Source organism: Acinetobacter pittii ANC 4050 (assembly GCF_000399685.1).
In the GTDB taxonomy this organism is placed as follows: Bacteria; Pseudomonadota; Gammaproteobacteria; order Pseudomonadales; family Moraxellaceae; genus Acinetobacter; species Acinetobacter pittii_E.
Genome location: NZ_KB976987.1, coordinates 255,414 through 280,444 on the forward strand (window position 1 = coordinate 255,414; position 25,031 = coordinate 280,444).

Genomic DNA, 25,031 nt, shown 5'->3' on the forward strand with positions numbered 1-25,031 from the left:
TTAGTCGAATTATAAAGTAAAAAAGCACTCAGGCTAAATAGCATGAGTGCTTAATTCACCTATTCAAAAATTAGAATAAGTTGCTGAAGAATTGTTTGATATGGTCGATTAAACGAGCAAAGAAGCTTGCTTCTTCAACTGGCTTTAATGCAACTAAAGGCTTTTCAGCAATTACTTTGCCATCTAGGCTAGCAACAAGTTTGCCCACAACCTGACCTTTTTGAAGTGGTGCATTTAAGTTAGGTTGAACCACTAACTGAGTTTTAATGCCATCAGCTTTACCTTTAGGCATAGTCACACTAAAGTTTTCAGCTAAACCAACTTGAACTTCATCTTCTTTACCAAACCAAACTTTTGCTTTTGCAAGAACTTGATTTGCTGGTTGAACATTTGCAGTTTCAAAGTTAGCAAAGCCCCAAGCCAGTAAGGTACGCGTTTGATCTGCACGTTCAGACATGCTTGGCGTACCAAAAATCACTGAAATTAAACGCATTGGACCACGTTTACTTGACGTTGTTAAGCAGTAGCCCGCTTCATCTGTATGGCCTGTTTTTAAACCATCTACACTTGGGTCGGTGTAAAGCAAGGCATTACGGTTACCTTGTTTGATACCGTTAAATGTGAATTCTTTTTCAGAGTAAATTGGATAGTATTTTGAGCTGTCTTTAATAATATGTTGCGCTAAGACAGCCATATCTTTTGCAGTTGAATAGTGACCTTCAGCAGGCATACCGGTTGAGTTAATAAACTGAGTGTTTACCATGCCGATACGTTTTGCTTCCTGATTCATCATATGAGCAAACGTGCCTTCATTTCCGGCAATATGTTCAGCCATTGCTTTCGATGCATCATTACCTGACTGAATAATAATACCGCGGAGCATTTCTAGAACAGTCGCTGTACCGTTTAAAGGGACATACATACATGATTCAGAACTACTTCCTTTACACCACGCAGACTCGTTCATACGAACCTGCTCATTTTCAGTCAGTTCACCTTTTAATAATTTTTGTTCAATGATGTAACTGGTCATCATTTTTGTCATAGAAGCAGGTGCAAGCTTTTCGTTTTCATTTTTAGAAGCGAGAATTTGTCCTGTCTCATAATCCATTAATACATAAGACTTATTATTTAATTCTGGCGGAGCTGATAAGACAGTTGCTGCATAAGAAAAACTTGGTAAGAGGAGTAGTGCAGCAATAGCGCTTTTTCGAGTCATTCTAGGTAATTCCAATATCTTGTATGAAGCAGAAGAGCCTAGCATTTTAGGATAAAGCAAAGCCGACTTCTATGGGGGAAGTCGGCTTTTTCAAACAGTATTGTAACTCAAGAGTTTTTTACTAATTTAGTTTTGCGATTGATATGCTTTCACGTCTTGGCAAACTAATGTATTTTGCTCATCACCCGCAGCTTTTGCATCTTTACGCGCTTCTTTTAAGTATTTTTTGAAACCTTTGTCTTTGCTACGTTTTTCTAATGCAGAAACGGCATCCGTTTCATTTGGTAGATAGTCTTTCACTAAGCGTTCATAGCCTTGAGCAAAATCGGTATCTTTTTTACCAATCAAACTTGGGCAAATTTCAGAAAGTACTTGAATTGCAGCTAATTCTTCAGGAGTTGTGCCTTGTTGTGGAGTCACTTCAACAACATTTTCATTTTCGGTTTTCTTCTCAGTTGTTTTTTTCTTATCAGCAGCGAAACCAACTGTTGCTATGCTCATAAGTAAAACCAAAGAGAGTGATTGAACTAAGCTTTTCTTCATAAACATCGATAACTCAAAATAAAATTTTTAAATATGCGGTTAGCTTAACCAATTTAGATTTTAAAAAAATGGAAAAAATGTATTGTTATGTTGGTTTTCTGCTTAATACCAAGCAGAAAACCAAAAATGAATAAATCCTTATATCTAAAAAGAGCAAGATCTATTCTTTATAATTGACAATCTCTTCGCAGAGCTCATGTTGTTCATGATGGTCCATTTGCTTTGCCGCAAGACGTGCTTCATTTAATAGAGTTTTAAATTCAGCATCGTTTTGTAGAGTATTTAAGGTCATTGATTTATTTGAATAACCACTTAGATACATTGCAATAATTTTTTGAGCATTTGACTCAAGTTTTTTATTTGTTCCGACGAAAGCTGGGCAGATTTCCTGTAAAACTTGCGTTGCGGCAATGTCATCTTTAATTAAGCTATCAGCCTCTTGTGTTGAAATGTCCTCATCTGCAAAAACCGCTTGCGTACACAATGTGATACTGATCCCCAATACCTGAAAAAAAGGAGCGAAAGTTTTCATTTTTTCACAATTTTATAATGCTATGGAGGCATAAATATATATAATTCAACAAATAATTCAATTGTGAAAACCTTTAGGTTTATTTGTAGAGAAAGATTTTAGTGAATATTTTGATAGCGAATGATGACGGTGTTTTTGCGCCAGGTATACAGGCTTTAGCTGAAGCATTAAGACCGCTTGGACGCGTGGTTGTGGTTGCACCGGAAAGTGAAAGAAGTGGTTTCTCAAGTGCATTAACCTTGGACCGACCATTACGCCCAATTCAAATTTCCGAAGATGTCTGGGCAGTAAATGGTACACCAGCAGATTGTGTTTATTTATCCATGAATGGTTTGTTTGATTTTGAGTTCGATTTGGTCGTAAGCGGAATCAATAGTGGCGCAAACTTGGGTGATGACGTTTTATATTCAGGAACGGTAGGGGCTGCATTTGAAGGCCGTTTAATGAAACAACCCGCAATTGCCGTGTCTTTAGCAGGTCCTGATGTGCGTGCCTATAACAATAAAGAAGATTATGCTCAGGCAGCGCAGTGGGTACATGATTTTATTGCAAGCGGTTTACCAGCTTTGCCTCCGCGACATATCTTTAATATCAATATTCCTGATGTGCCGCAGTTAAAAGGAGCACAGATTACGTATCAAGGACGTCGTGCTCAATCTAAACCGATTACTAGTCACGTCGATCCACGAGGCCGTCAAGTTTACTGGATTGGTTTAGCAGGTGAGGCAGTTACAGATCCGCAGCGTGTTTCAAGTCAGATTCAATCTGATTTTTTTGCGGTTGCAAATGGTTATGTAAGTGTTACACCGATTCAAATGGATGCAACAAATTACGCCGTTTTAGAAGATTTACAGCTCAGTCTGAGTCAATAATCTGCTTCAAATGTTATAACTTTGTGAATAAAGAAAAAGAGGAACGTGTTTCCTCTTACTTTTTTGGTACTCTTAGCCGAAATGATTTGTAGCATTTAGTGAGGGAGATCAATGCATTTAATTGGGCAACAAAGCAGAGTGCATATCCAAAAAGACAAAATAATGAAAATTATGATGTTGTCTGTAGCAGTAGGTTTTACTGCGGTTATGGCGGGATGTGCTTCTAAACCACAAATTAATAATAGTTCTCGCTATGCAATGGCCCCTAACTATTACACAGTTCGTTCAGGTGATACTTTAAGTGGTATCGCAATGCGTTATGGTCTGGACTATATCAGTATTGCCGAAATGAATGATATTGCTCCACCATATCGTATTTATGTTAATCAGTCTTTGCGTTTGAAGAAAGGTTCTTCACCAAGAACGGTATCTACACAAGTTATGGCGCAGCCTGAGCAAATCAAGCGTCAAACGATTGCTTTACCAACTACACAACCTGTTACCCCAGTAACTCCGCCTACAACGACCGCACCGTCAACAAATACGACAGTGACTTCAGTTGCACCAAATTCTAGCTTACGCTGGATAAAACCGACCAATGGACCAGTGATTCAAGGCTTTAATTTGGCAAATAATGTCAAAGGAATCCGTTATGGTGGAAATCAGGGCGATCCTATTTATGCCGCAGCGGATGGTCAAGTTGTGTACGCAGCGGATGGCTTAAAAGAATATGGTAATCTGGTTTTAATTAAGCATATTGATGGTTATATCAGTGCCTATGCTCACAATAGCAAGATGTTGGTGAAAAGCGGTGACAATGTAACTGCTGGACAAAAAATTGCCGAAATGGGTTCTACTGGGGCATCTCAGGTCATGCTTGAGTTCCAGATCCGTCTGGATGGAAAACCAATTAATCCTATAAATCTTTTACCAAAATAGCTAATGCATAAAACTTAGGTTTCCTCGTATAATATAATTGGTTGCTTTCATTACAACAATAAGCATTTTTTTATAAATTTAGAATTAGATTTGAGGAAACCTATGTTAGATCAGCTTCGTGCGATGGGTGTTTTTGCTTGTGTGGTTGAAAAAAGTTCATTCAGTGGTGCGGCACGTGAATTAGGAATTACAACAAGTGCGGTGAGCCAGCAGATTCGCTCCCTTGAGCATGAAATGGACGTAATTCTATTACACCGTTCCACTCGTAAACTTAGTTTGACAGAAGCCGGACAGGCTTTTTTTTCAAGCTGTCAAGAAATGTTGGCAGCTGCTGAAAGGGGAAAAATCAGAATTAATGAATTGAGGGATGACTTAATTGGGGATTTGCGTATCGCAACAACTCCTGATTTAGCAGTTCAACACCTCATTCCTGCATTATCTCACTGGATGTCAGCTCATCGCGGTTTATCTGTGCATTTTGAAGTTGGGCATCGTTATATCGACTTAATTGAAGAACGAATTGATATTGCAGTACGCATGAGTTCTACTCCGGTAGAAGAAAGTAGCTCTGTCATTCCAATGGCTTTTGTCGATCAAATTTTAGTAGCTTCTCCAAGTTATCTAAATCAATCGAGTCCAATTGTGCATCCTCATGATTTAAGAGATCACGAGCTGTTGTCGATTAATGTAATGAATGAATCACACAATTTCCATTTTCAGCATGTAAAAACGGGTGAAACGCTTAATGTTGAAATGCAAAGCCGTTTGCAGAGCAATAATTTACAAGTTGCAAAAGCGTTATGTCAGCAAGGCCATGGAATTGCCCGAATTTTATATTTAGATGCTCAAAAAGAGTTAAAAAATGGCTCTTTGATTGAACTCATGCCTGATTGGAAATTGCCAACTTTTACGTTGTATGCAGAAGTTGCCAAGCATGATCAACAACCCATGAAAATTCAGCGCTGTGTTGAAGCACTTAAACAATATTTTAGTCAGTTAGCAGGAGGCCGAGCGATCCAAATCGTCCGCTAATTTTCTAAGACTAAAAGTAAAAGGGCCTGTTTATTACAGGCCCTTTTTTATTACTTTTGTTTTAAGGTTGCAACTTCCTCTACACTTTCTTGCGGCAGATCTTCCGCAGTAAGCTCTTCATGCTTCTTGATTTTTTTCTTATTTTTCTTTTTCTTTTTTGATTCCTCTTCAACTTCAGCACCATCTTCGATTGCTTGCCAGTACTCAAGTTGTTCCATTACAGCCGCATAAATTGAGTGTTTGCTGTATTTACCTTTTTTATCAAGTGTACCTACTGGGCGAGCCATTAAGATTTCAAGTGCCTGATCAATCGTGTCAATCGCATGAATATGGAATTGGCCGCTTCGAACAGCATCGATTACATCTTGGCGTAACATTAAATGCTGCATGTTTTGACGAGGAATAATGACACCTTGCTTACCAGTCAATCCTTGTAATTTACAAGCATCATAGAAGCCTTCAATCTTTGCATTTACACCACCAATTGGCTGAACTTGTCCTAACTGGTTCATTGAGCCTGTAATTGCCCAAGATTGATCAATTGGTAACTGACTAATCGCAGAAATCAATGCTGAAAGCTCAGCTACAGTTGCGCTATCACCATCGACTTGACCGTAGCTTTGTTCAAATGCGAGGGCAGCAGAGAAGTGCAAAATTTGTTCACGACCAAAGTGAGCTTTTAAGAAGCTAGACATCAGCAACACGCCTTTTGCATGCAGTGAGCCACCGAGCTCTACACTACGCTCAATATCAAGAATATCACCACCACCTTGATAAACAGATGCCGTCAAACGTGAAGGTAAACCAAATTCAACATCTGCATAATGAATAACGGAGAGGGCATTGATCTGACCTAGACGGTAACCTGAAGTCTCAATTAATTGAGTACCACGTGAAAGATCTTGCCAGTAAAGCTCTCTTAAATAGCCTAAGCGATATTGTCGGTGTTGTAGCGCTAGGTTGATATGTTGTTCAGTAACGATCTTATCATCAGCTTTAAACGCATGGTGATGTGCTTCTCGAATGAGATCACCCAAAGTAGAAGCATGCAATGATAATGAGCTTTGATCTTCTGCTTGTCGGCTAGAATCAGTTAATAGAGCAGCCAAAGCACTACGGTCAAACGGTAATAATTTATCCGCTTGCACGTAGTCAGCAATCAACTGCATATAAGCTTGTTCATTGGTTTCGTTACGTTGCAGGGTATCGGTAAAATCTGCACGAATTTTAAAGACACTGCCAAGTTCTGGTTCTAACTCCAAAATTTCATAATAAATTTCAGGCTCAGCCATTAAAATCACTTTAATGTCGAGTGGGATTGCCGCTGGTTCAATCGAAATACTGCCTGTTAAGGTGAGCATGTGTTCGAGTGAAGACAATCTAAGTTGCCCAGATTTAAGAGCGCGTTTTAAACCTTGCCACGCATAAGGTTGCTCTAATAACTGCTCCGCCTCCAGCATTAAAAAGCCACCATTGGCTTGATGCAAAGAACCAGGACGAATTAAGGTGAAATCTGTGGTAATTGTGCCGTTATGAGTGAGCTGTTCAACATGACCTAGTAAATTATAATGCGTTGGAAAGTCTTCAAAAATAACAGGAGCACCACTATTTGGCTTGTTCGCTACAATGACATTGGCTTGATAACGTGCGGGTACACGATTGAACATTGAAGGAGCAAAGTCGTCTTCATCTTGTTCTAAAATTAGTTCAACATTCTCAATAATATCTTGAGCATATTGTTTTAAATAATCTTCAAGCCCTTTAACCTGACCATATTTATTTAAAATAAGGTCCATTCTTGGCATAACGACTTGTGTTGCAATGTCGCGATTTAAAACAGATACTTTGTCGCGAGCATCATCTTCTAAATCACCTAAATGTAAGCCAAGACGTTCCAGCTTTTTATCCATGTAGCGGATATTGGCTGCAATTTCGGCACGTTGCTTACTATTAAGTGCATCAATTTCTGTTTGGGTGAGCTCTTGAACCTGATCATCTTTTAACTGCACAGGTACAAAGCCATGCTTTTCATTACGAGAGATGAGTTTTAAGTCGAGCTCTTCGCCTTCTTTGGTTAACTCGACAAGCGCTTCTTGCTGTTCATCTCCAGTTTCCTGACGAATTCTTTCAATACGATTATGATAAGTCTCGGCGCTAAAACGGCGTTCGAGCTGTTTTAAAATAATTTGCCAAGCTTGATGAAGTGCTTGTTGAAACTTTGTTCCTTGACCTGCTGGAAAACGTAGCGCAATCGGTTGACGTGCCTGTTTAAAATTATAGACATACACCCAGTCATCAGGTGTTGGCATCGTTTTGGCGTGTTGTTGTAGCAAACGTTTAATCATAGTACGTTTGCCTAAACCGGCAGTTCCTACAGCAAATATGTTATAGCCTGAATAGGGCAAAGAAATTCCTGCCTCTACAGATGCTTTAGCACGATCTTGACCTAAAAAGTTATTAAGCGGTTTGATGCGTTTGGTTGAAGCTGGAATTTTTTCAAAATCTGGAATATGTGTTAGTTGTTCGGGTTTTAAGGCTGTCTTATCTAAGGTCATTTTTATATCAGGTTGCTCAAAAGCTGAAGGAAATGCATTTACTGTGACGTTTGTGGTGTTTGTTTTAGCGAGTGATAAAGTTGAGATAGTCACTTGATCAAGTTTTTGTGTCACTGTTGATATCCAGCAAAAGAAAACGAAGGTTGAAGCTTAAAGGTATACAGGTTTAGCATAAAATATCAAGCAAACTTGCCGTTTTTATCGCCAAAACCAAATTGATTGCATAAAGAATCTTGAAAGCAATTGTAAGAAGAGTTTGAATAGGCACATTTATAATTTATGGAAAATAAAAAACGAATGACCACACAAGCTTCGGGTTGGGTCTCGGCTTTTAAAGCATTTTTAGATCGCCGTGCATTAATTATGCTGTTTCTGGGTTTTTCTGCCGGAATTCCAATTTTATTAATTTTCTCAAGCCTTTCTTTATGGCTTGGTGAGGCGGGCATTGATAAAAGTGCAGTCACTTTTTTTAGCTGGGCGGCTCTTGGTTACTCTTTTAAATTCGTATGGGCTCCTCTTATTGATGAGCTACCTGTGCCAGTCTTAACCAAGATGTTAGGCCGAAGACGAGCTTGGTTATTGATTGCACAGTGTTTGATCGTTTTGGCTATTTGTATTATGGCTTTCTCTGATCCTGCTTTAGGTCAAAGTTATCTTGTTCAAATGGCGGTAGGTGCAGTATTACTTGGTTTCTCGGCAGCGACCCAAGATATTGTAATTGATGCTTATCGTATTGAATTAGCAGAAACTGAAATGCAAACGGTATTGGCATCTACCTATAATGCGGGTTACCGAATTGGGATGATTGTGGCTGGAGCGGGCGCATTGTTTTTAGCTGCCCACTTGGGAACGGCTAAAGGTAATTACATTTACGAAGCTTGGAAAACGACTTACCTAACTATGGCCGCCGTGATGTTGGTGGGTATTGTAACGACTCTGCTTGTTCGTGAACCTCAGGTAAATCGTGTTTATAAAAACTATAAGAGTAGTGATTACTACCGTTTGGTGATCGTATTTTTTATTGCCGTTATTTCATTCGTAGTGACTTATATTTATTCGGGGCAAGTTACCGAAGCAATTTCACAAGCTGGCAATATTAAAGACAGTGCTGCATTATTTGGCTTGGAAGCACTAAGGTTTTTAACAGCAACTGGTGCAGCCATTTTTGTGGGTTACCTACTCGTTAAAATCGGTGTGGTTAACCAGCAAATGGCTAAAGAGACGTGGATTGCACCAATTCTAGATTTCTTTAAACGTTATGGTGTCAAACTTGCATTAGTGTTGTTGCTACTTATTGGTTTCTTCCGTATTTCAGACATTATTGCTGGCGTCATCTCTAATGTGTTTTACCAAGACCTAAACTTTAGTAAAGAACAAATTGCAGAAGCAGTAAAAATCTATGGTGTGTTATTTAGTTTAGTCGGCGGTTTCTTAGGCGGACTTTTAGCACAGCGCATCAACATTATGAAACTCATGTTTGTTGGTGCTGTTTTGGCAAGCTCTACCAATTTAATTTTTATTGGACTGGTAAAATCTGGTCAGCCTTTAGATATGGTAGATGTAAAAGTTGGTGGACATAGTTATCAAGTCAAGCCAGATGAAGTCGGGTTATGGAAATTAGAAGTCCCAAGCTCTGCTTTTAGCGGAACAAAACAAATCGAAGTAAAAGCTGCTTATGCTGCACAAAATGATGTAGCACCTGTCATCCGTACTCAGCCATTACTTACGGCTGAGTCAGCTAAATTACCTCTACAAATTTTACCTGTCATGGGGAATGATCAGGTTTCACTTAAAGAGGGAGAGGGAAGTGTTGTCGTCCGTGGACAATATTTTGGTCAAGCTTTAACTCCTACCCAAAAAATTATTATTAGTCTTGATGGGCAAAATTTTGATGCAAAAATGACTGATCAAAAAGGTGTTTTTAGTGCAGCCATTGATGCGAAAAAATTAGTCGCATCGACCAGTAAAGAGCTTCAGGTAGCTGTAATAGAGGGTGAACAAAAAATACTTTCTGCATCTCATCCATATGCTGTTAACCCAAATCTAAAAGCACCAAGTGAACTTGATGTGAATATTGATCCGATATCGTATATTGATCCGCTTTCTGGTCAAACAGTTGAAATTAGCGGTAAGGTCATTAAACCATATAGTTCTTTATGGCTTTATTTTGCCATTATTGTCGATAATTTGGCTTCTGGTTTGGCTGGTGCAGCATTTATTGCATTCCTTTCAAGTTTAACCAGTGTTTCGTTCACAGCTGTTCAATATGCAATCTTTAGTTCACTCATGACACTTACACCAAAACTTTTGGGTGGATATTCAGGTACCATAGTGAGTAATATTGGTTACCCAAAATTCTTTTTGATGACAACTATTATTGGTATTCCAATCTTGATCTTAGTGGTTTGGGTTGGAAAACTGCTAAAAGATCATCAAGCACATGAATCAGAAAAGGCAGGTGAATAGACATGCGAATGCTTCATACAATGTTGCGAGTAGGCAATCTAGAACAATCTTTAAAGTTCTATACCGAAGTATTAGGGATGAAGTTACTTCGTAAGCGTGATTATGAAGAAGGGCGCTTTACACTGGCATTTGTTGGCTATGGCGATGAAGAAACCAATACCGTGCTTGAGCTTACCCATAACTGGGATACATCAAGTTATGATTTAGGCAATGCCTATGGTCATATTGCGATTGGTGTTGACGATGCTTACAAAGCGTGTGAAGAAATTAAAGCACGTGGTGGCAAAGTTGTGCGTGAAGCGGGTCCAATGAAAGGTGGTGTTACCGTGATTGCATTTGTTGAAGATCCGGACGGCTATAAAGTCGAATTGATTCAACAAGATGCTAATGCGACTAATAACTAAAAATTGACTGTGACGCTTTAAGATTTAGTTCTTAAAAGTCTAGCTTTATTTTTTTAGCCCAGTATGATGAAGGCTTGACCAAATGGTCAATTTATCAACTGGGTTTTTTATTTATCTAAAATAATCATAGGATATGGCTATGCTGAAGTTATTGGCGCTTGATCGATTTACAATTTTATTGGTTGGAATGGTACTACTCGCAACATTCTTTCCAGTCAGTGGTCAAGCAGCGCAATATTTCAATACACTGACCACAGTCGCGATTGCAATTTTATTCTTTTTACATGGTGCGAAACTATCAAGAGAGGCGGTGATTGAAGGCATTTTGCATTGGAAAATGCATGTACTTGTCTTTGCATTTACTTTCTTTATTTTTCCAGTAATTGGTTTATTGGCTAAGCCCATTCTGTTACCTCTATTAGGTCAGCAGTTGTACTGGGGTTTTTTATTTATGTGCTTTTTACCCTCTACAGTTCAATCCTCTATTGCATTTACATCAGTGGCAAAAGGGAATGTGGCTGGAGCGGTGTGTAGTGCATCTTTTTCCAATTTGATTGGTATGTTTATCACACCAGTATTGGTGAGCTTTTTTATTTTAGGTCAAAGCCAACATGGGTTCGATCCAACGGCTTCAATTATACAAATTACATTATTACTGTTAGTACCATTTATTTTAGGTCAATTATTACGTCCTTATATTTTCCCTTATATGGCAAAAGTTCCAAGTATTGTTAAAGCATTCGATCAAGGTTCAATTTTGATGGTGGTGTATGGTGCATTTAGTGGGGCTGTGGTTGCAGGGCTTTGGCATCAAGTGAGCTGGAAAACTTTACTCATTCTCACAATTGCATGTTCAGTGCTTTTAACGGTCATTATGCTATTAGCACTTTACCTACCGCGTGCTTTAGGTTTTAACCGAGCAGATCAAGTCACGGTTTTCTTTTGTAGCTCTAAAAAGACGTTGGCAAGTGGTGTTCCGATGGCGCAAATCTTATTTATTGGTCAGCCTTTAGGTATGATTGTGTTACCTATTATGATCTTTCACCAAATCCAATTAATGGTGTGTGGGGTGATCGCAAATTACTGGGCTAAATCGAAAGATTAATTCGCAAAAAGAAATTATTTGACGTATAATGTTGCCCACTTGTTGTGCTTAGCTCTAACCCTAGAGGTTTCGGTGGGCCAAAAGAATGGTCTGTTGTGGTGTTGATCTGCTCATTTTGAGCCTGTCCTCAACTGAAGTTGAGAGTGATCAATTGCGATGACAGCTTAAGCCTTTCTTCCAATTAGGAGTAATCGACGATGCGCGCCGATATTCACCCAAAATATGAAAAATTAGTTGCAACTTGTTCTTGCGGTAACGTAATCGAAACTCGTTCTGCTTTAGGTAAAGAAACTATCTACCTTGACGTATGTTCAGCTTGCCACCCATTCTACACTGGTAAGCAAAAGAATGTAGACACTGGTGGTCGTATCGACAAATTCAAACAACGTTTTGCTGGTATGTCTCGCTCTATCAAGCGTTAATACTGCAACACGAAACAAAAAACGGGCTTTATGCCCGTTTTTTGTTTTTAGCGTACCAGCCCATTATTGGTCTTGTACGTCCGTTAAACGATCAAGTTTTTTCTGAAAATATTGGCCTTGCAAGAAACGAGTTTCTACATTCCAAGCATTTGCAAATGAGTTCATGTCATTAAGTTCACTTAGTAAAATCCCGACTGGTTTTACAGTCAAATAGTTCAGAACCTTTTCTTGTAAGCGAGTTAGCCCATCATCTGAGTTTAACAGCTCGGTTTTCTTCGATTGCAGTTTTAAATATTGAACATCAAGTTGTTGCAATATTGATTCGCTATACATAGAAGAAGAGAAATCCCGAATCGAAATTTCTGCGCCATGTTGACGCAGGCGAGTTATGTGTTGCTGAGCAATTGCAAGATGAGGTTGAATCGCTTGTTCTGAAAATTGTAAAACCAATGGGCTTTCAAGCTTGCTACCAATAATGGTGAGTAGTTTTGAAATCAACTCAGGGAATGACTTATCTTTGAGCAAGATATCAATATTCAGGTTGATAATCAGTTTAGCTTTAGGGTACTGAGTAATAAAGTTATGTAGTTGCTTACACGCCTCGACCAAAATCCAGCGGTCTAATTGAATAGAAAGCTCACTGTCTTCTCTTAATTCAGCCAAGTCATTTATGTCATACCATTGTTCATCACTAATAAAACCACTAGTCACTTCATAGTTATGAGTTTCCTGATCATGCTTGTCGTAGATCTGCTGATATTTTAAATGAATTTCACTTCGCGTTAGTTGTTGCTTTAATTGCTGTAATACAGATGATTGCAGAGGAGCATCAACGTGTTGAAGGCTTAGATCAAGCGATATAGGCGAGTTGGCAGGCTCAGCAGTGACAATATCAATCGTTGGTGCTAACTCAATTTCTGACTTCGCCTTAGGTAACTCTTGTTGATGAGTTTGATCAAGTAACTTTGTAAAGCTATCTTCATTTAAAGGTTCAGTTATTGGGGCATAACTCAGCTTAAACTGGACCGAGTAGTTAAGCTCATTAATCTTTAATAAATGCTCTTTCTGCAAACTTTGCAGAGTAACCAGTTGAGAGTTAAGAACATTACTGTTTTCAGCTTGTAAAACGCCAACATACGCACCAAGTTCGATATTGAAAATCTGTATTTGCGCGTGCTCTTTTAAGAAACTTTGTAACTGGTTGAAATATTGTGCAGGGGTTTGCCAATCTTGTTGAAATACTCGTTCTGGGCACTGATTTAAGCGAAACAAAATTAATGTATTCGCTTGAGCTGGGTAGCTCGATAGATGTCGATTAATTTGTTGCCAAGCTGTTTGTACACCATCACTCTTTTCGGAAAAGAGTGTATTTGCTGGTGTTGTTAAATCCAGTTGGTAGTCAATAGTCAACTGTACGGCATCTTCTTCCTGACTAGGAATAAACTCTAGTTTTAGCGCGTTATTACCTGAAATTGCTGTATGTTGGCTTTGAATTTCAAAACGTGCCTGATCGAATTGGCCTAATGAAATTTTCTTAAATCTTTGTTTAAAAACATTTAAATCATTAGGTTGTAAAACATCTAAGATAGGTAGACCAATAATCTCATCTTCTTTTTTAAAGCCAAAAAGGTTGAGATATTCTGTATTTGCTTTGACATGCATGCCTTCTTGAAAAAGGGCAACTGCTTTATGGCTGTTATTGACCAATGTCTGTGTATGGGAGTGAATTGTTTCTAACTCATTGGTCAGACGTTGTTCGGTTTGTAATAAATGACTATATGACAAGGTCCGAATAAGAGTGATATAGAAATAATCTAATGGTTCTAATGGAACTACATCATAAATGCCTTTTTGAATATAAGCCTGATATTGCTGAGGTTGATAATCTTCAGGTTGTAATAATAAAACAGGTAAATTTGGCTGTTCAGATGCTTGAATGAGGGAGAGAGTTTGTTCAATTTTTAGATCATAAGCGCGACCAAAAATAATAGCATCCCACGGCGTATTTAACTGTTTTTCAAAACTTTTTAAATCATCAAGTAATAATGCCTGAACTTGATAATCATTCCCCAATAATAAATTTAAAATCTGGTTATAACGTAGCTGGTTGTCATCAATAATGAGTAAACGTGTTTCAGTACGTTTTAACTTTTTAGATAATAAAGAGTTTCTCACTTTAGTGCTTCCCATAAATCTTGGCTGCTAGAGTTATTACCCTTTTTCATCATGAACTGATCAAGCAGGCCTTGTTGCTGCTCATTCAAAAGTTCGAAATGAAATTGAATAAAACTTTGCGTAATGAGTTGTGCTTTGAGTAGATACACTTTGATTTCTTCTGTCCCCAATCGTAAATGAATTGTTTGTTGCTCTCTAAAAATTTGAGAGCCCGGTAAAATAAGCGTGTTTTGTATTTCTTCTAGATTTTGTGTTTGTAGTAATAGTGCGGGATGATAATTACGAGTATGGCGCTCTGCTTGAATATGCACTGCGCACGGGAACATGGCTTGTGACAAGATCTCTAAACCTAACTCTAGAGATTTTTCAGTTGATTGCTTAATCCAGCGAATCACGCCACCGCGCCATTGTCCGTGCAAAGTCTCTTTAACTAAAATGTATTCACCAGTTCTTAAGTTTTTCGGCGCTTCGCCAGACCATTTAATACGGTATCCATTGACACTAATATCAAGAACAGTGGTTTGATAAATGGTTTTGCTCTCACGACTCAAGCGTTGATAAAAGCTTGTTTGTTGTTCTTTTTTCTCTAAGTTAGATAAAACTTTAGATTCACTTTGTAAGTTATAGTTATGGTTAAGCTGTAATGTTTCTTCAAAGTTCTTTGCTTTTGATAGATAGAAGTGAGCAGTGCTTAAACCAAAACAAATTTGTAGTTCTGCATTGTACTCATAACGTTCATGACGACGTTGAGCTGTGGTTCCTAAAATCGTTTGGACATGAAACTTTAAAGCTGGGCTTAAATAAAACTTTTCATTCTTAGAAATATATTGAGCATTTTTATGCATGGTTGCAGTGACATGCTCAAGTAAGGCTTGCGTACCTATAAAGATGCTCGGATTAAAATTAGAGCTACGCTTGGTATTATAAACAGGTGGATGATCTTTATTTGGGTCGACGACGTATTTTGTTAATGCGGTATCTTTCGGCAAAATATGAATCATTCTTGCCCAGTCAAAACTACATTGAAATAATGCCTGAATCTCTGACTGACGAATCTGGTTGGTATTTAAAATATCGAGCAAAATCAGTTGAGCATAGGCCTGAGTGATATTTGCTAGCGGGTGGTGGATGCCCTGAATATGATTGATATTTGTCAGATGGTATTTGTGTTGAACAGCGGTTTCATAGAGCTGATGTGCAATTAACCATTGTCCTTTAAGAGGCTCGCTATAGAGCATATGTTGCTGATATAGAAGACTCGTTAACTGCTTTAAAGCATGAAAAGTTGATAGAGTACGCGCCGTTTGCAAATTCTTTTTTTGCTTATAGGCAAAGAGTGAAAACTTTTGATGCTGTAGTTGCTCATGACTATTTTGCGCAATATTCAAATAAATACTGGCGAAATAGCAGCGGAGCAACATTGCTAATTCAATAATATGTTCATTACGATCTGTACTAATAACACCTTGGTTAAAGAAGTTTTTTTCTAGGCTCGCAAGCACATTATTAATGGTTGGATGAAGCGTTTGTATGAGATCAAAACGTAGAGTCTCACTACATTTTAATTCATTGAGTTCTAAAATGGCTGTGAATAATGCTTTTGACGTATCACCGAGTTGCATAATAGAAAGGGTAGTGACCCATTCATTAAGATCTTTAATATTGGCTTCACAAAAGCTTAACCGTTCACGAGTGAGTGCGGTTTGATTGTGAAAAATGTCTGACAGCGCATTATTCATCATCACTTATTATATAACTCAAAATGTTGTGGCCCCAAAAAGCGGTGTTTTATTCTTTTCGCCCGCAATTTCCCTGACAAGTTTAGGAACCAAATACCCCGGTAGGTTCGCTAACACGTCACGATAGATCTCATCTATCTCAGATGAATCTAAATCAAAATGTTGTGCACCTTTTACTTTATCTAAAACATGTAAGTAATAAGGCATAACGCGAGCTTCAAATAAACGATAACTTAAATCGACTAAGGTCTGTGCAGAATCATTCACACCTTTTAGCAATACTGCCTGATTCAGTACAGTAATATGATGCTCAGATAACTGCAACAATTTTGAACAAGTGAAGTCATCGAGTTCAGAAGCATGATTTGAGTGTACCACCAGAACTATACGCAGCCTACTGTTTTTTAATAAAGAAATCAGCTCTTCGTCGATCCGATTAGGAATGACAATAGGGACTCGTGAATGAATTCTCAGAATCTTAATTTGTTTGAGAGATGATAGGCGTTCTAACCAAAGTGCCAATTTACGGTTAGAAAGTGTAAGGGGGTCGCCACCACTTAAAATGATTTCATTGATGTTCGGGTTTGCTTCAATATAATTTTTAATATTTAGCCAGTCTTCATTTTTCGGTAAGTTTTCTTGATAGGGGAAATGACGACGGAAGCAATAACGACAATGGACGGCGCAAGCACCTGTCAAAGTCAGTAAAAAGCGTGATTTATATTTATGTAATACACCCGGTAGTTGATTTGCTGCTTCTTCGCCCAATGGGTCAGTGACAAACTCCGGATGTTCTTCAAGCTCTAAATGATGAGGTAATACTTGTAGCAAAAGCGGGTCAAGCGGGTTTTTAGCGTTCATTTTTCCGACGAACGCGCGAGGAACACGCAATTTAAACTTTTCAGAAGCCAGAATCGCACCCGATAATAGCTGTTCTGAGGATAACTCGAGTAGGCTTAGCAATTCAGAAGGATCAGTAATAAGGTCACTCAGTTGAGATTGCCAGTTTTGCTCTTGGTATAAATAGTTTATCATTTGACACGATTAAGATAATGCAACAACGCATTATATCGCATAGTTGACTTGTTAAGTTTGGAGTGTGCCTTTCATGGCCTATTATTCTACAAATGATTTCAAAGCAGGCCTTAAGGTTATGCTTGATGGTAACCCATGTTCAATCATGGAAAACGAATATGTAAAACCAGGTAAAGGTCAAGCGTTCAACCGTGTAAAATTACGTAACCTTAAAACCGGTAAAGTATTAGAAAAAACTTTCAAATCAGGTGACTCTTTAGAAGCTGCTGATATTGTTGAAGTTGAAATGGATTATCTATACAACGATGGTGAAATGTGGAATTTCATGGATCCTGTATCTTTTGAGCAAATCGCTGCAGACAAAACTGCAATGGGCGATGCTGCTAAATGGTTAAAAGATGATTCAAATGAAAAATGTACAATTATGTTGTTCAACGGCGTACCTTTAACAGTAAACCCGCCGAACTTCGTAGTATTAAAAATTGTTGAAACTGATCCAGGCGTACGCGGTGATACTTCTGGCGGTGGCGGTAAACCAGCTAAGCTTGAAACAGGTGCGGTTGTTCGTGTTCCGTTATTTGTTCAGCAAGAAGAAAGCGTTCGTGTAGATACTCGTACTGGTGAGTATTTAGAGCGTGCATAATAGTTAAAAAATAAACTATTATCGAAGGGATGATGTAAATCATCCCTTTTTTTATGCGAAAGTATAAGAGGAAAAAAATTAAAGGAGGAGTAGAGTCACAAGGATTACGCAGAGAACAGTACATAACAATATAAAAATGCTGTAGTTATTTATTGAGAGGTTAAGAATGGACACAATGCAAGCGAAATCTACGCTTCCCTCCAAGCTGGTCTGGAGCCTAGTGGCAATTATAGGTGCAATTTCTTTTGGGATGCTGGCACTCAGCCGTGGTGAACATGTCAATGCGGTTTGGCTTGTACTCGCTGCAGCATGTGTATATAGCATCGCATATCGATTTTATAGTCTATTTATTGCAACTAAAGTATTTGAATTAAACCCAAGACGTTTAACCCCAGCACATCGTTTAGCCGATGGACTGGACTATGTACCCACCAATAAATATGTGCTTTTCGGTCACCACTTTGCTGCAATTGCAGGAGCGGGGCCGTTAGTTGGACCAATTTTGGCTGCACAAATGGGCTTTTTACCAGGAACGATCTGGTTACTGGTCGGTGTGGTTCTGGCGGGTGCGGTACAAGACTTTTTAGTTTTATTTATTTCAACGCGTCGAGACGGTCGATCGCTTGGTGAAATGGCAAAACAGGAATTAGGTTCTTTTGCCGGGATTGTCGTCATGCTCGGTGCGCTTGGGGTAATGATTATTATCCTTGCGGTACTGGCTTTAGTTGTGGTGAAAGCACTTGCCCATAGTCCATGGGGGGTTTTTAGTATTGCAGCGACGATTCCAATTGCATTATTTATGGGCGTTTACATGCGTTTTATCCGCCCGGGACGTATTGCTGAAGTTTCTATTATTGGCTTCGTCTTAATGATGCTTGCCATTGTTTATGGCGGACATGTTGCAGCAGATCCTTATTGGGGTGAATTTTTCACTTTAACAGGTACACAACTCACATGGTGCTTAATCATTTATGGATTTATTGCATCAGTTTTACCTGTCTGGTTATTGTTAGCACCACGTGATTATCTATCAACGTTCCTTAAAATTGGTGTCATTTTAGGTTTAGCAATCGGTATTGTCATTGCATTACCTGAATTGAAAATGCCGGCAGTGACTCATTTTATTGATGGTACTGGTCCTGTTTTCTCAGGTAGTTTATTTCCATTCCTATTTATTACCATTGCCTGTGGTGCTATTTCTGGCTTCCACGCACTTGTATCAAGTGGTACGACACCAAAACTCGTGAATAACGAAGCGGATATTCGTGTGATTGGTTATGGCGGCATGCTCATGGAATCTTTCGTCGGTATTATGGCGATGATCTGTGCAACTGTCTTAGATCCAGGTGTGTACTTTGCGATTAATGCTCCTGCGGCTGTGCTTGGTACAACTGTAGAATCTGCGGCAGAAGCTGTGCGCAATTTAGGCTTTGTCGTTACTCCTGAAATGCTAACTTTGTTGGCTCAAGAAGTAGGTGAAAGCTCAATTCTTTCACGTACGGGTGGTGCCCCTACATTTGCGATTGGTATGGCACATATCATTTCGGAAATTTTTAATAGCCGTGAAATGATGGCGTTCTGGTACCACTTTGCGATTTTATTTGAAGCATTATTCATTTTAACTGCTGTAGATGCAGGTACTCGTGCTTGTCGTTTTATGGTGCAAGACACGGTTGGTATTGTTATTCCGGCGGTTAAAGCATCAGGTTCATTCTTCGGTAACTTGGTCGGTACGGCAGTTGCTGTAGGTGGATGGGGCTTCTTCGTCTATCAAGGTGTGATTGATCCACTCGGTGGCGTTAACTCCTTATGGCCTTTATTTGGTGTTGGTAACCAAATGTTGGCTTCGATGGCACTCATTTTGGGTACAGTCATTCTGTTTAAAATGAAGAAAGAAAAATATGTTTGGGTGACAATCATCCCAACAATTTTCTTATTTGTAACCTGTATGACGGCGGGCTGGCAAAAGATTTTCCACGAAAATCCAAAGATTGGTTTCTTGGCTCAAGCTAATAAATTTTCAGATGCGATTGCTCGTGGTGAAATTCTTAAACCAGCCAAAACTATTGCTGAGATGCAAAATATTGTGATGTCAAATCAGATTAATGCTGCGCTTTGTGGCTTCTTTATGATTGTTTCGATTGTCATGATTATTGCTTCAATTGGTATTGTGCGCCGTGCTTTAGCAAGCCCTAAACCGACTGTAAACGAAGCGCCAGCTGTATATGCCGATCCGGAAGTGGTCACCCCACGAGGAGAGTAATGATGAATTTTAAATTTGCAAAAAATGGAACTGTCATTATTGCGAAAATCATCAAAATGACGGTGCTCTCGCAAAAAGAGCTATTGCTTTCTCCAAAGAACTGGTCGCGCATTGCAACCTTGTGGCAGCGTTTGCAGCAAAGTTTCCGACTGATGGTTGGTGTGCCAGATTATCAGACTTATCTGGAACACATGAAAGCTCATCATCCTGATTTAACTCCTATGGATGCGAAGACTTTCTACCGTCATTGTGTCGATGCGCGTTATCCATCGGCAGGCGGTACTTTGAAGAAATGTCCTTGTTAAGTTGAGAGTTAAATTCAGCTAAACAAAACGGTATGTGGTTAAACCATGTACCGTTTTTCTTTTTTTGAAAATGAAAAAGAGTTTGCTTAAAGTCTGCTCATTTGTATTTTTTTCAATTGAAAATCACTTGTTTTGCTTTTGAAAAATGAATATGATGCTTTCCATTCTAGGTGTATAGCTCAGTTGGTTAGAGCGCTACGTTGACATCGTAGAGGTCTCCAGTTCGAGTCTGGATATACCTACCAAGATATTAAAATCATATAAACTTGCATAGCTTTATTTGACCTAAAAAAGCCCTAAATTATAATGATTTAGGGCTTTTTTATTGCTTTATATAAACTAACATAAACTCATATAGCAGATCGATCCTTGTATCATCATGTGTATCATGATTCAATTACTGAACTCATGATACAAGCTTGTTTGCCATAATTTGTATGAAAAGAACTGCAATTAAGAAAAGACCCTTATCTGATACGACTTTGGCTAGTCTTGAGCCAGAAGATAAAGACTATAGAGAATTGGATAGTAATGGTCTGTATTTCCTCGTACAAATGAAAGGAAATAAATCATGGCAATTAAGATATAAAAAACCTGATGGCAAGTGGTCTTGGATGGGGCTAGGAGCTTATCCAGCTATTAGTGGAGCATTAGCCAGAAAGAAAGCAAATGAAATATTAAATAAGCTTTCTAATGGTGAGATGATACAAACCAAGGCAGATACAAGAAAACAGGCCATTGAGCGAGAAGCGCTGCTATTTAAAAATCTCATGTATGACTGGTTAAATACTAAAGAGCCAAATTGGGGATTTGATACTTTTGATAAAGCAAAGAAATCTATTGAAAGGCACATTATTCCTAAATTTGGAAATAGAGACTTTACTAGTATTTCACCTAAAGAATGGTTTGATTTCTTCCAAAGTCTACAGCGTGATTTAGGTATTTACACTCAGACTGAAAAGCTGACGTCTTATTGTCGTAATGCATATGATTGGGCAAAGTTCCAAGAGAAAATAAAATTTAATCCGCTAGAAGGTATAACAAAACATCTTGATAAAAATCAGGGCGGGAATATGAAGTTTGTCGATATTGATGAATTTCCTGCTTTGATTAGAGCTATCAGAAGTTATCCGAAACGGGATAAAGCAATTGGTTTGGAATTATTTGCTTTATTGTTTCCGCGTCCTGTCGAATTAAGATATGCCACTTGGGATCAATTCGATCTTGATAAAGCTGTATGGATTAAGCCAGCTGTAATCATGAAAAAAGATATTCCTCATGCGGTACCTTTACCTCGTCAGGCTATAGTACTTTTAAAAGAATTATTAACTTATAAAACTGAATCTAACTTTCTTTTCCCTGGAAGAGGAAGTTTAAGCGAACCCGTTTCAGACAATACATTTAATACAGCATTGAATCGATTGGGATATAAAGATAGACAAAATCCTCATGGCTTTAGACACATTGCCAGTACTCAGCTAAACAATAGATTTAGTGATAAAGAGCAGGTAGTAGAAGCCACACTGGCACATTTAAAGAAAGGCGTTAAAGGTGTCTATGACAAAGGAGCTCACTTTGAAGAGCGTGTAGTTATGATGCAGTGGTGGGCAGATGAAATTGATAGGATAGTTGAAAATGGCTAAAGACTGGATGTTCAAAGGTTTGTCTGGTGATGTTACACCTGAAGACGAAATAAGTACTTGCATAAATCAAGGCAAATTCATGATCGAAATTGCTGAAAAACTAAAAAATAATGAGCTGTTAACTGAGTGGGAAAGGGAGTGGGCTGTAGGTATTGTGGCAGCTAGAGGTAAGGATCAAATAATAAATCCTACAAAATATATTTCTAAAGATGAGAATGGAGCTCCAGCAGACCCTAGGAGATATGAAGCGGTTCTTACATATTATTCCTATCTAAAAATTCTAAAGGTTCAAAGACGAGCAATTGAATTAGTTTGTTATTCATACGAAGGTATTACATCAGATAATTTAAAGAGTTGGATAAAACAAGAGAAAGCAGCGGGCCATCCAATTAAAAAACAAGCAGATAATAGAATTATTAAAAATCCAGAAAGCATAATTATTAGCTATGAGAAGATTAAAGGGAAAAAGTAAAAAAAGTTTTTCCCTATTTTCTAAGGCTACCATGTGAATAATTAAGTACATCCCTGTTAATTCTGAAAGGATGTATTTAGATGACAAATAAAATTAACCAAGCCAGAAAAGTAGCTTCAGATTCAGTAAAGTCACGCCATAAAACATTGTTAGATGCGTTAAATGTAATTTTGAATATCATTCGTATTTTGCTTGAACTCATCAATGCTTTATTTCTATAGATTTCAAATTACTGTGCGACACGATTAGACGTATTACTTGGCTTTATATGTTCTTATTTGGTTTTTTATCACTTATATTTGTTTTGCTAAGCCTAGGTTAGCTCCCGAAAGTCAGATACCCAATCTGATTGGCTTAGCTATTTCTAAATGGGAATTTTGTGCTGTGGGAGGCATTATGGGATTGTTTTCTGAAAAAGAGAAAAATGTAGAAGAGAATTACATAAGATTATTGGATATTTTAGAAGTACTTTATCAACTTTCAGATAATGGATGGGAAGAGGTTGGGCATTTCTTATTTCAAAGTGATATAGATTCAATATGTACGTATGAATATTTTGATGATTATACTTCTGAAATAAGAGAATGTGAAAAAATTATAATTGAGCACGTCTATGAACATGACTCTGGTTGGGGAACTTTAAAACAGGCTTTAATACCTTTTATTTTTAATAATTGTGATTCTCTAGATGGTGAGCATTTAGAGAATAAAATAATTGCTGGAATTGAGCTAGAAAAAAGATTTGGACAATATTATTGGTCAAAAGAGGATGTTAAAAATTTTGATAAGTTTAAGAGGTTAAACTTAATAGAAATTTTAGAGTCTGGAAGGCCACTTAAGAAAAAAAAGAATAAAATAGGTATAACTGAAGCGATAAATCAAGAGAGTAAAAAATATATAGAATTAATTTGGTGTATTCAAAGCTTTTGCGAATCATTTAATCAACCAATTCAAAGTTTTGTTAAATTTTTGAAGAATACAAAATTTTATAGTCACTGTGATGTATATATCAGAGTAGGAGAAACAGACTTCATAAAATTGAATAAAATTAATTCTGATCAGTCAATTTCTTTTGTTCTTAATTTCTTTGACGATGAAAAATTTAATTCAACTGATTTTGGTTACGACGTAGATTATTATCATCTTAATCATATATTGATAGATGAAGATGATCTGCGCTACTTTGAACCATTAAAAGACTTAATTGTTGATGTGAAAATACGTCATGCTTTGTATACTGATATAAGATATGGAGATATAAAGCTTGATCAATTAGATGATTTTTCAAGATATATTGGTCAAGAAAGTGATAAATTATTTGATGCACATTGGAAAAAAATTCAAAATTCAAATACTGAGAAAGAAGATATAATTTTACTCGACCAAACTAATTTGAAGACCCATCCCTCGCTTGACCCTAACCATCCAAATCATGCTCCTGAACTATTAATAGCTATTGAAGCTTGGGAAGAAAAGTATTTACGTAATCAGTATCCATATCAAGAACATACCCCAGCTATAACTAATATTCTAAAGAACCGAGATATTACCCAAACAAATTTAGTTAAAAGAATTTGCGCAATTACTAATCCAAAAAAGTGATTGGTTATAAATACTTACTATGAGGTGACACTTTAAGGTACCACCTTTTTTCATAGAAGTGACACTTGTATGTCACCTTATTTGATTTGTTTCACTAGCTCCATCAAACACAACTGTATGGAGCTAAATAAATGCAACCAATCCGAGTTACATATAACCAAGCATGTGAGTTATTGAGTATTAAGCGTAATGCTTTACGTGAGCTCACCTTAAATGATCCAACTTTCCCTAAAGCGTATAAAGCCGGTACAACTCGCCAGGCTCCAGTCTATTTTGATTATGCACAACTAATTGAATGGCATAACAACCAAATCAAAAGCCAAACCAATGCAGAATTGGAGGCTTAACTCATGAATCAATTAGTTAATCCATCAATTCTTAAGATGACTAGTCTGGAAATTTCCGACTTGGTTCAATCTGAGCATAGAAATGTAAAAGTCTCAATTGAGAGACTCATGCAAAAAGGCGTGATTCGAAATACTCCAATGACGAATTTCGAAAGAATCAATAACTTAGGGCTTACTTCAAAAGTTGGGGTATATATTTTTGAAGGTGAACAAGGTAAACGAGACAGCATCATTGTCGTGGCCCAACTTTGTCCAGAGTTCACGGCGAGTTTAGTCGATCGTTGGCAAGAACTTGAATATAAAGTTAAGGATGAAGTGGTGGTAGATATTTCTAACCCTCATGCTTTACGCCGTGCTCTTTTGGACTATACAGAGCAAGTAATTCATCTTGAAACTCAGAACCAGTCTTTAGAAAAAACGATCAACACCATTACTCAAACACCTACTGGTGTGAAGTTTCAGCAAGCTTGCAAGATCTTAAATATTAAAAGGGAAGTATTGGCCAACTGGTTACGTAAACATGGCTGGGATCGCAAGCTTAACGGAGTACGTGCTTCAACTTACTACAGTCAGGAGCGCGGCTATTGCGAAACCAAGTATGAAGAAGTGGCTCGGATTCGACCTAATGGTGATCCATATACCTTTACCAAAATAGAGTTCTTCATCCTTCCTAAAGGTATGAATGTTCTAGCTAAACATTTTGGTAAGGGGGCTTAAG

At 37.9% G+C, this 25,031-nt stretch carries 22 protein-coding genes and 1 tRNA gene; 16 read left to right on the forward strand and 7 right to left on the reverse strand.

What is annotated here, in order from left to right:
• Window positions 1-70: 70 nt before the first annotated feature.
• The 3 genes from dacC to F931_RS05145 all read right to left on the reverse strand — a co-directional run bounded on the left by dacC (window position 71) and on the right by F931_RS05145 (window position 2,294).
• Window positions 71-1,219 carry a D-alanyl-D-alanine carboxypeptidase PBP5/6 gene (gene dacC, locus F931_RS05135; protein ID WP_016140365.1) on the reverse strand — a complete coding sequence of 383 codons (1,149 nt, stop codon included), beginning with the start codon at window positions 1,217-1,219 and terminating at the stop codon, window positions 71-73.
• A 126-nt stretch (window positions 1,220-1,345) separates the two neighbouring features.
• Window positions 1,346-1,768: an MCR_0457 family protein gene (locus tag F931_RS05140; protein WP_016140366.1), complete on the reverse strand. Its 423-nt coding sequence runs from the start codon at window positions 1,766-1,768 to the stop codon at window positions 1,346-1,348.
• Between the two features lie 154 nt (window positions 1,769-1,922).
• A complete protein-coding gene (locus F931_RS05145) occupies window positions 1,923-2,294 on the reverse strand; it encodes an MCR_0457 family protein (protein WP_016140367.1) in 372 nt (123 codons plus the stop codon).
• 101 nt (window positions 2,295-2,395) lie between these two features.
• Between F931_RS05145 and surE the strand changes: the two genes are divergently transcribed.
• The 3 genes from surE to aaeR all read left to right on the forward strand — a co-directional run bounded on the left by surE (window position 2,396) and on the right by aaeR (window position 5,137).
• Entirely contained in the window at window positions 2,396-3,166 is a 771-nt protein-coding gene (gene surE / locus F931_RS05150) for a 5'/3'-nucleotidase SurE (protein ID WP_016140368.1), read from the forward strand.
• A 111-nt stretch (window positions 3,167-3,277) separates the two neighbouring features.
• Window positions 3,278-4,105 (forward strand): peptidoglycan DD-metalloendopeptidase family protein, encoded by an 828-nt coding sequence (gene nlpD, locus F931_RS05155; protein WP_016140369.1) that lies wholly within the window; start codon window positions 3,278-3,280, stop codon window positions 4,103-4,105.
• A gap of 102 nt (window positions 4,106-4,207) precedes the next feature.
• Entirely contained in the window at window positions 4,208-5,137 is a 930-nt protein-coding gene (aaeR, locus tag F931_RS05160; RefSeq protein WP_016140370.1) for a LysR family transcriptional regulator, read from the forward strand.
• Window positions 5,138-5,187: 50 nt separating this feature from the next.
• Here aaeR and ycbZ read toward each other — a convergent pair whose 3' ends face one another.
• Complete coding sequence (ycbZ, locus tag F931_RS05165; protein ID WP_016140371.1) at window positions 5,188-7,806, reverse strand: Lon protease family protein; 2,619 nt, start codon at window positions 7,804-7,806, stop codon at window positions 5,188-5,190.
• A gap of 165 nt (window positions 7,807-7,971) precedes the next feature.
• On the opposite strand from ycbZ, the gene F931_RS05170 reads away from it, so the two are divergent.
• From F931_RS05170 to rpmE, 4 genes are all read left to right on the forward strand, one after another.
• Window positions 7,972-10,158 carry an AmpG family muropeptide MFS transporter gene (locus F931_RS05170; protein WP_016140372.1) on the forward strand — a complete coding sequence of 729 codons (2,187 nt, stop codon included), beginning with the start codon at window positions 7,972-7,974 and terminating at the stop codon, window positions 10,156-10,158.
• Window positions 10,159-10,160: 2 nt separating this feature from the next.
• Window positions 10,161-10,562: a lactoylglutathione lyase gene (gene gloA, locus F931_RS05175; RefSeq protein ID WP_005067992.1), complete on the forward strand. Its 402-nt coding sequence runs from the start codon at window positions 10,161-10,163 to the stop codon at window positions 10,560-10,562.
• Window positions 10,563-10,695: 133 nt separating this feature from the next.
• Window positions 10,696-11,667, forward strand: coding sequence for a bile acid:sodium symporter family protein (locus tag F931_RS05180; RefSeq protein ID WP_079284103.1), 972 nt, complete (start codon window positions 10,696-10,698; stop codon window positions 11,665-11,667).
• 197 nt (window positions 11,668-11,864) lie between these two features.
• Entirely contained in the window at window positions 11,865-12,089 is a 225-nt protein-coding gene (gene rpmE / locus F931_RS05185; protein WP_001200845.1) for a 50S ribosomal protein L31, read from the forward strand.
• A gap of 63 nt (window positions 12,090-12,152) precedes the next feature.
• Here the strand turns inward: rpmE and F931_RS05190 are convergent, their stop codons facing one another.
• The 3 genes from F931_RS05190 to epmB are packed head-to-tail and all read right to left on the reverse strand — an operon-like array spanning window position 12,153 to window position 17,038.
• Entirely contained in the window at window positions 12,153-14,264 is a 2,112-nt protein-coding gene (locus F931_RS05190; RefSeq protein ID WP_080649577.1) for an EAL domain-containing protein, read from the reverse strand.
• Window positions 14,261-16,006, reverse strand: a complete 1,746-nt coding sequence (locus F931_RS05195) for a hypothetical protein (RefSeq protein ID WP_016140375.1) — start codon at window positions 16,004-16,006, stop codon at window positions 14,261-14,263. Before F931_RS05195 ends, F931_RS05190 begins: the two co-directional genes overlap by 4 nt.
• Window positions 16,007-16,021: 15 nt before the next feature.
• A complete protein-coding gene (gene epmB / locus F931_RS05200) occupies window positions 16,022-17,038 on the reverse strand; it encodes an EF-P beta-lysylation protein EpmB (RefSeq protein WP_016140376.1) in 1,017 nt (338 codons plus the stop codon).
• A 73-nt stretch (window positions 17,039-17,111) separates the two neighbouring features.
• Here epmB and efp point away from each other — a divergent pair, with 73 nt between their 5' ends.
• The 9 genes from efp to F931_RS05245 all read left to right on the forward strand — a co-directional run bounded on the left by efp (window position 17,112) and on the right by F931_RS05245 (window position 25,030).
• Complete coding sequence (gene efp, locus F931_RS05205; RefSeq protein ID WP_016140377.1) at window positions 17,112-17,681, forward strand: elongation factor P; 570 nt, start codon at window positions 17,112-17,114, stop codon at window positions 17,679-17,681.
• A 166-nt stretch (window positions 17,682-17,847) separates the two neighbouring features.
• The gene (cstA, locus tag F931_RS05210; RefSeq protein WP_016140378.1) at window positions 17,848-19,944 is read left to right on the forward strand and encodes a carbon starvation CstA family protein; all 2,097 of its coding nucleotides are present in this window, start codon (window positions 17,848-17,850) and stop codon (window positions 19,942-19,944) included.
• Complete coding sequence (locus F931_RS05215) at window positions 19,944-20,249, forward strand: YbdD/YjiX family protein (protein WP_016140379.1); 306 nt, start codon at window positions 19,944-19,946, stop codon at window positions 20,247-20,249. Before cstA ends, F931_RS05215 begins: the two co-directional genes overlap by 1 nt.
• 168 nt (window positions 20,250-20,417) lie before the next feature.
• Window positions 20,418-20,494 (forward strand) — tRNA-Val (locus tag F931_RS05220).
• 192 nt (window positions 20,495-20,686) lie between these two features.
• Entirely contained in the window at window positions 20,687-21,892 is a 1,206-nt protein-coding gene (locus F931_RS05225; RefSeq protein WP_016140380.1) for a tyrosine-type recombinase/integrase, read from the forward strand.
• Entirely contained in the window at window positions 21,885-22,364 is a 480-nt protein-coding gene (locus F931_RS05230) for a hypothetical protein (protein ID WP_016140381.1), read from the forward strand. Before F931_RS05225 ends, F931_RS05230 begins: the two co-directional genes overlap by 8 nt.
• A gap of 258 nt (window positions 22,365-22,622) precedes the next feature.
• A complete protein-coding gene (locus F931_RS05235; protein ID WP_025470257.1) occupies window positions 22,623-23,966 on the forward strand; it encodes a hypothetical protein in 1,344 nt (447 codons plus the stop codon).
• A 131-nt stretch (window positions 23,967-24,097) separates the two neighbouring features.
• On the forward strand, window positions 24,098-24,313 hold the full coding sequence (locus tag F931_RS05240) for a hypothetical protein (RefSeq protein ID WP_016140384.1): 216 nt from the start codon (window positions 24,098-24,100) through the stop codon (window positions 24,311-24,313).
• 3 nt (window positions 24,314-24,316) lie between these two features.
• A complete protein-coding gene (locus F931_RS05245) occupies window positions 24,317-25,030 on the forward strand; it encodes a phage antirepressor KilAC domain-containing protein (protein WP_016140385.1) in 714 nt (237 codons plus the stop codon).
• Window position 25,031 lies beyond the last annotated feature (1 nt).

Bases quoted from the DNA above. Each gene is read 5' to 3' on its own strand.
- F931_RS05180 (WP_079284103.1), top strand. From the start codon at position 10,696: ATGGCTATGCTGAAGTTATTGGCGCTTGATCGATTTACAATTTTATTG.
- gloA (WP_005067992.1), top strand. From the start codon at position 10,161: ATGCGAATGCTTCATACAATGTTGCGAGTAGGCAATCTAGAACAATCT.
- F931_RS05195 (WP_016140375.1), bottom strand. From the start codon at position 16,006: ATGATGAATAATGCGCTGTCAGACATTTTTCACAATCAAACCGCACTC.
- F931_RS05215 (WP_016140379.1), top strand. From the start codon at position 19,944: ATGATGAATTTTAAATTTGCAAAAAATGGAACTGTCATTATTGCGAAA.
- efp (WP_016140377.1), top strand. From the start codon at position 17,112: ATGGCCTATTATTCTACAAATGATTTCAAAGCAGGCCTTAAGGTTATG.
- epmB (WP_016140376.1), bottom strand. From the start codon at position 17,038: ATGATAAACTATTTATACCAAGAGCAAAACTGGCAATCTCAACTGAGT.
- rpmE (WP_001200845.1), top strand. From the start codon at position 11,865: ATGCGCGCCGATATTCACCCAAAATATGAAAAATTAGTTGCAACTTGT.
- F931_RS05145 (WP_016140367.1), bottom strand. From the start codon at position 2,294: ATGAAAACTTTCGCTCCTTTTTTTCAGGTATTGGGGATCAGTATCACA.
- dacC (WP_016140365.1), bottom strand. From the start codon at position 1,219: ATGACTCGAAAAAGCGCTATTGCTGCACTACTCCTCTTACCAAGTTTT.
- F931_RS05225 (WP_016140380.1), top strand. From the start codon at position 20,687: ATGAAAAGAACTGCAATTAAGAAAAGACCCTTATCTGATACGACTTTG.
- cstA (WP_016140378.1), top strand. From the start codon at position 17,848: ATGGACACAATGCAAGCGAAATCTACGCTTCCCTCCAAGCTGGTCTGG.
- F931_RS05170 (WP_016140372.1), top strand. From the start codon at position 7,972: ATGGAAAATAAAAAACGAATGACCACACAAGCTTCGGGTTGGGTCTCG.
- F931_RS05140 (WP_016140366.1), bottom strand. From the start codon at position 1,768: ATGTTTATGAAGAAAAGCTTAGTTCAATCACTCTCTTTGGTTTTACTT.
- F931_RS05245 (WP_016140385.1), top strand. From the start codon at position 24,317: ATGAATCAATTAGTTAATCCATCAATTCTTAAGATGACTAGTCTGGAA.
- F931_RS05240 (WP_016140384.1), top strand. From the start codon at position 24,098: ATGCAACCAATCCGAGTTACATATAACCAAGCATGTGAGTTATTGAGT.
- aaeR (WP_016140370.1), top strand. From the start codon at position 4,208: ATGTTAGATCAGCTTCGTGCGATGGGTGTTTTTGCTTGTGTGGTTGAA.
- F931_RS05230 (WP_016140381.1), top strand. From the start codon at position 21,885: ATGGCTAAAGACTGGATGTTCAAAGGTTTGTCTGGTGATGTTACACCT.
- nlpD (WP_016140369.1), top strand. From the start codon at position 3,278: ATGCATTTAATTGGGCAACAAAGCAGAGTGCATATCCAAAAAGACAAA.